Here is a 5,028-nt window from a genome sequence, read left to right as displayed (position 1 = left end):
TCTTATCCAGTGCTGATAATTTTTGCTTATCTCCAACTGAACTCAGTGAAAAATTAGATATTTCCAGAACCAATATCACCAGAGTTTGTGACTCTCTGGAAAAATTTGGTTTTATTAGGCGTATGGAAAGTAAGGAAGATCGACGTAGTAAGAATATTTACCTGACTCCAGATGGTGATTTGTTTTTACAGAAGATTACAAGGATATATGGACGCAATCTAAAAAAAATATGGAGTAACCTTACAGATGATGAAATCAAGATATTTAAAATAATCAGCAAAAAGATTTTATCACAAAATATTTCTCAGTAATATCACATGTAATCATGTATATAAATCCTGAGTTCTTATTTTTATAATTTATTATTCTGCAATTGTGTGTGGGGGGGATATACTGGTTATTCCCCCCCTTTTTTCTGGTAAGGAAAATCAGAGTTACGCTATGTGGATTTTGAACGTATTTCAGGTGCATAAATCTGTCAGAATCTACATAGCGCATTTTTCAGTTTTCAATTGTCACTTACATCCATTGATAGATCATTAGCGTCCTAGTATTACCCCAATTCTCCCAAAAACGGTAAACCAGCCCTCAGCCCGTGCATGACTGGCTTAAGACAGGCTCCCTGCTGCAAAACATGCCTTTAGGTATTTTGTTTTACCCGCAATAATGCGTGATAAGCAAACAAAAGGATCCGCGTGCTGCGATTTATTGTCGTGGAAGTATCCGGACGTTCAGGTCAGAATAGCTGTATCCATAAGGGGCTTCCCTTGTTGTGGTAGCTGAAGGCATGATGATGGTGTTTTAATTGCCAGAGGTCACCTCCATGGACGAAAAGTCCCTCTACGTTCATATTCTCAACCTGACCGCTCCAGGGCAGGTTAAATCTCTTTCTCTCGATGAAAACGCAGGTTCTGTTACCGTCACAGTTGGGATCGCTGAAAATGCCCGGTTAGCCTGTCCGACCTGTGGTAAATCCTGTTCTGTTCACGATGTCACCGTCATCGTAAATGGCGTCATCTTGATACCTGCCAGTTCACCACTATTGTCGAAGTCGATGTGCCCCGCATTATGTGCCGGAGCATGGCTGCCAGACGTTGCCAGTTCCCAGGGCTGGCCCCGGAAGCCGGTATACGCTGCTGTTCGAGTCGTTCGTTCTCTCATGGCTGAAAATCAGTACTGTTGATGCTGTCAGGAAACAACTTAAGCTCAGCTGGAATGCGGTTGACGGCATTATGACCCGGACAGTTAAGCGAGGTCTTGTCCGGATAAAAAAGCCATTATCCGCCCGTCATATGAATGTGGATGAGGTCGCCTTTAAAAAAGGACATCGTTATATAACGATGAGCTCCGATCGCGATGGTCGTGCGCTGGCCTTAACGGACGAAGCCTCGCCGGCTATCTTCGCACGCTTATTGACGGGCAGTTGCTGGCTATCAAAACGCTCTCAATGGACATGAATGCAGGCTATATAAGAGCAGCGCGTATCCACTTACCCTGTGCGGTTGAGAAAATCGCTTTCGACCGCTTCCATGTAGCAAAGCAACTTGGCGAAGTGGTTGATAAAAACCGTCAGAATGAACATTCGCACCTCCCTGTTGAAAGTCGGCGTCAGGCAAAGGGGACCCGCTTCCTGTGGCAGTACAGCGATAAATGGATGACCGAATCCAGGCAGGAAAAGCTGATATGGCTGCGTGCGCAAATGAAGCTGACAAGCCAGTGCTGGGCGCTGACATGAAAGAGCTGGCAAAGGATATCTGGAACAGGCCATAGAGTGAGGAAAGACGTAATGACTGGGAGAGATGGTTGGCTCTGGCGGCCAACTGTGACGTTCCTATGATGAAAAACGCCGCAAAAACGATAGGAAAAAGGCTTTACGGGATCCTGAATGCCATGCGGCACCGTGTCTCAAACGGAAACGCGGAGGCGCTTAACAGTAAGATCAGGCTACTGAGGATAAAAGCCAGGGGATACCGCAATCGGGAGCACTTTAAGCTGGGCGTGATGTTCCACTACGGGAAACTGAATATGGCGTTCTGAGCCTTCCCACCATGATCAGGGAAGACCCATCCAACAGTGCGTGTGCTACGTGAAAAATAACTCATGAACAATGTCATTCCCCTGCAGAATTCACCAGAACGCGTTTCCCTGTTACCCATTGCGCCGGGGGGGGGGATTTTGCAACAGCGCTCTCCCTGAGAAGAATGGCCACTTCCACGGGGGCCACACCGGCCTACTTGCTGGCCTCGGAAGTGAGTGCCCTTCTTTTCTATATGCCGGATCAGCGTCACCATATGCTGTTCGCCCCCCTCTGGAATACCGGAATGCGTATTGGCGAAGCCTGGATGGAGTAAGACCGTTTGTGCGGATCCTGTCCGAAAAAGTGCGTGCGCGACGCGGACGCCCGCCACAAAAATGAAGTGCGCCGGGTTCCGCTGACAGATATAGGCTATGTCAGGCAGATGGAAAGCTGGATGAGCACCACCCGGCCCCGTGAACCATTATGAGCTGTGACCGACGAAACCATGCGCAACTGGCTGAAGCTGTCTGTCAGACGGGCCGAAGCAGGGGGGACACTTTTCGATACCGGTCACACCACACACCTTCCGGCACAGCTATATCATGCACATGCTCTATCACCGCCAGCCCCGGAAAGTCATCCTGGCACTGCTTAGTCACAGGGATCTACGTTCGATGGAGGTTTATACCAGAGTGTTTGCACTGGATATGGCTGCCACGCTGGCAGCGCCTTTCACAGGTGACGGGCGGGATGCTGCGGAGATCCTGCATATACTGCCTCCCCTGAGGTGACGGCATACGCACTTCCTTATATAAGCTGTGGTCAGCAGAACAGACATAACATAAGCTGGAGCAGGTATATAAGCTGTAGTGAGTAAGTCATGTTTTATGAAGGGAGCAATGCCTCAGCATCAGGTTACGGGGTCACTTACGTAAGGAGCAGGCAGATGGCAGCTCAGTTACAGAGTGCACAGCAGGAATCTGAATATAAACTACAGTGAGCAGACCACTGACTGCACCTGTTAATATAAGCTGTAGTCAGTAAAAGAGCGCTTTTCACTGACTACAGTTTATGTTCAGCGGGATTTGAAGAGTTTTTCCAGGTCATCCAGAGTGATGCCCAGTTTTTCAAGCAGGGCAAGCTTCTCCGCTATCTCCGGACTGACTTTTTCCGCAGGTGAAGGTTGCAACGGATTTTCCTTACTCTCATCATTCGGCGCTTTTAATCGGGGACGCCGGTAGTGAATACAGAAGAATTTTGTCCGCCCCCGCTGGATCTCCGTGTAATCAAGATATCCAATCTCGCGCAACTGCTCCATTGCCCGTCTGACCGTCTGGTTCTGGGAAAATACTGGAGACTTCAGATTGAGGCGTGCACGCAGCCGCGCCAGCGATATCGGAGCCGGATCCCGGGGCAGGCTCTCTATAAAGGTGTAGAGTGCCTGGGCGGACTCCCGTCGCTTCAGGGCATTAATCGCCTTAAGCTGGAGAAGGACTTTTCTGTCAAACTGGTACAGTTCAAACAGGCGGGGATCTGCCTGTAACTGCACAATATCCCGCTCAGTATCGTAGTAGGCTGACTGTACCAGATGGGTGATATATTCCCGGGTGTACTTATCATCGGTACGGGAAAACGAAATTACGGTACCGGCAATGCGCTTCAGGGAAGGGCTGATGCGCTCACGCAGCCTGCGGGATGACTGGCTTGAAGGTATACCACACAGTTTTGCAAACTCGACAAAAGGCAGTTCAACTTTGTCACCAGTCACGTTATGGCGGGCAAAGGAATGAATGATCCCCACCCAGGTCTTGAAATCGTTATCCATATCCAGGCGGGGGCCGGTGATCTCAACCTTATCGAATCCCTCTGCACGGGCCAGGGAAAGACGTGTCAGCTCTTCCGTGGCATCAGTACGTGACAGAGTATTTTTTTTACTGTTCTTCAGTGATTTAAGGGTCGGTACAAAGACGCCCAGACGCATCAGCGCCACAGGCTGTACGGTGTTGTTATTGTTTGGTGTCAGTGTCACCAGCTCACCGGACGACTTATCCACCTCGCAGAACAGTTTTTTGATGTCTGAATTTTCGTTTTCCAGAAAGCCTCCTGCCTGTGGACAGTAAAAGAATAAACAGCAAATCGTGTGTCAGAGCCCCGCTAACTGACTGAAGAAAAACCTGCAGCCTGTATTTAACAACTGAGTCTGGCGTACTGACCATAGTTTATGTCATTAACTTACTTCAGTATATGGATTACTGAATACAGCTTATTATTAGCATGTTACAGTTTATCAGTAACATGCCACAGCTTATGTGATCGTGGTCTCGGCCCATGAATGACAAGGTTTGCAGAGATATGGGGATCTTTAATGGATCCTTTGTTGATCATTCATGGATCTGTTTACTGGATCGAACCTCTGGATATGTGGATAAATCATCCCAGGGGAAACAGCATACACAACCGCTTATAAGGGCTTCAGGGCGTACCTGCTCACTGTAACTACAGATACATTGCGCTTCCTCGCCAGTTCGCGGGCTTCGCCCGGTCACCGGTCTGCGGCGAGCACTGTTTTTTCTGAAGTCTATCTTTACAGGTAGTTGGGCTACCCTTCGAAAAGAAATGATTCACATGAAGCCAGTAATGGTTCATGGGCTAGTCATGATATTGATGCCAGAGCTACAGAGCTATACAAGACTTTAAAGAAATAAGTGATTACTTTATTAATCGCATGGTCAGCGAATCCAGTAGCCATACTGACAATAATGCCGATTCTAGGGGGACCAACTGTCTGCAGTCCTGAACTCTGTAAAACTGAGTTACGACCAGTACACGACGAATATGACTTGCTATAATAATGAGCGAACCCATCAGGGAAAAATGTGCAATGGGCGGACGCCAATGGAAACATTACTTGATGGAAAGCGCATCTGGGCCGAGAAAAATTTAAGCCAGATGTAATCTGACAGATACCTGTATAAATAACCGGTAACTGTAAGCTCTGAGCTGATACATTT

At 48.1% G+C, this 5,028-nt stretch carries 2 protein-coding genes and 5 pseudogenes; 6 read left to right on the top strand and 1 reads right to left on the bottom strand.

The genetic code is table 11. The annotated features are described in order from the left end of the window. From E0D98_RS21255 to E0D98_RS21230, 4 genes and pseudogenes are all read left to right on the top strand, one after another. A partial coding sequence (locus E0D98_RS21255) for a MarR family transcriptional regulator (RefSeq protein WP_131890975.1) occupies nt 1-311 on the top strand: 311 nt, incomplete at its 5' end. A gap of 130 nt (nt 312-441) precedes the next feature. Beyond that, nucleotides 442-667: pseudogene (locus tag E0D98_RS21245) on the top strand (serine/threonine protein kinase). Between the two features lie 156 nt (nt 668-823). After that, nucleotides 824-2,037, top strand: a pseudogene (locus tag E0D98_RS21240) (ISL3 family transposase). A gap of 63 nt (nt 2,038-2,100) precedes the next feature. Next, nucleotides 2,101-2,808 (top strand): annotated as a pseudogene (locus tag E0D98_RS21230) (tyrosine-type recombinase/integrase). A gap of 284 nt (nt 2,809-3,092) precedes the next feature. On the opposite strand, the gene E0D98_RS21225 reads toward E0D98_RS21230, so the two are convergent. Continuing rightward, entirely contained in the window at nt 3,093-4,070 is a 978-nt protein-coding gene (locus E0D98_RS21225) for a RepB family plasmid replication initiator protein (protein ID WP_011310114.1), read from the bottom strand. A gap of 562 nt (nt 4,071-4,632) precedes the next feature. Here E0D98_RS21225 and E0D98_RS27575 point away from each other — a divergent pair. Both E0D98_RS27575 and E0D98_RS21210 read left to right on the top strand, forming a co-directional pair. After that, a pseudogene (locus tag E0D98_RS27575) lies at nt 4,633-4,858 on the top strand (hypothetical protein); the annotation flags it as partial. 3 nt (nt 4,859-4,861) lie between these two features. Continuing rightward, a pseudogene (locus tag E0D98_RS21210) lies at nt 4,862-4,972 on the top strand (IS481 family transposase); the annotation flags it as partial. Between the last annotated feature and the right edge of the window lie 56 nt (nt 4,973-5,028).

Source organism: Escherichia sp. KCJ4928 (assembly GCF_004352695.1).
Taxonomy (GTDB): domain Bacteria; phylum Pseudomonadota; class Gammaproteobacteria; order Enterobacterales; family Enterobacteriaceae; genus ECMA0423.
The sequence above is the reverse complement of the archived record's forward strand: the minus strand, read 5'-3'. Positions and strand labels throughout refer to the sequence as shown.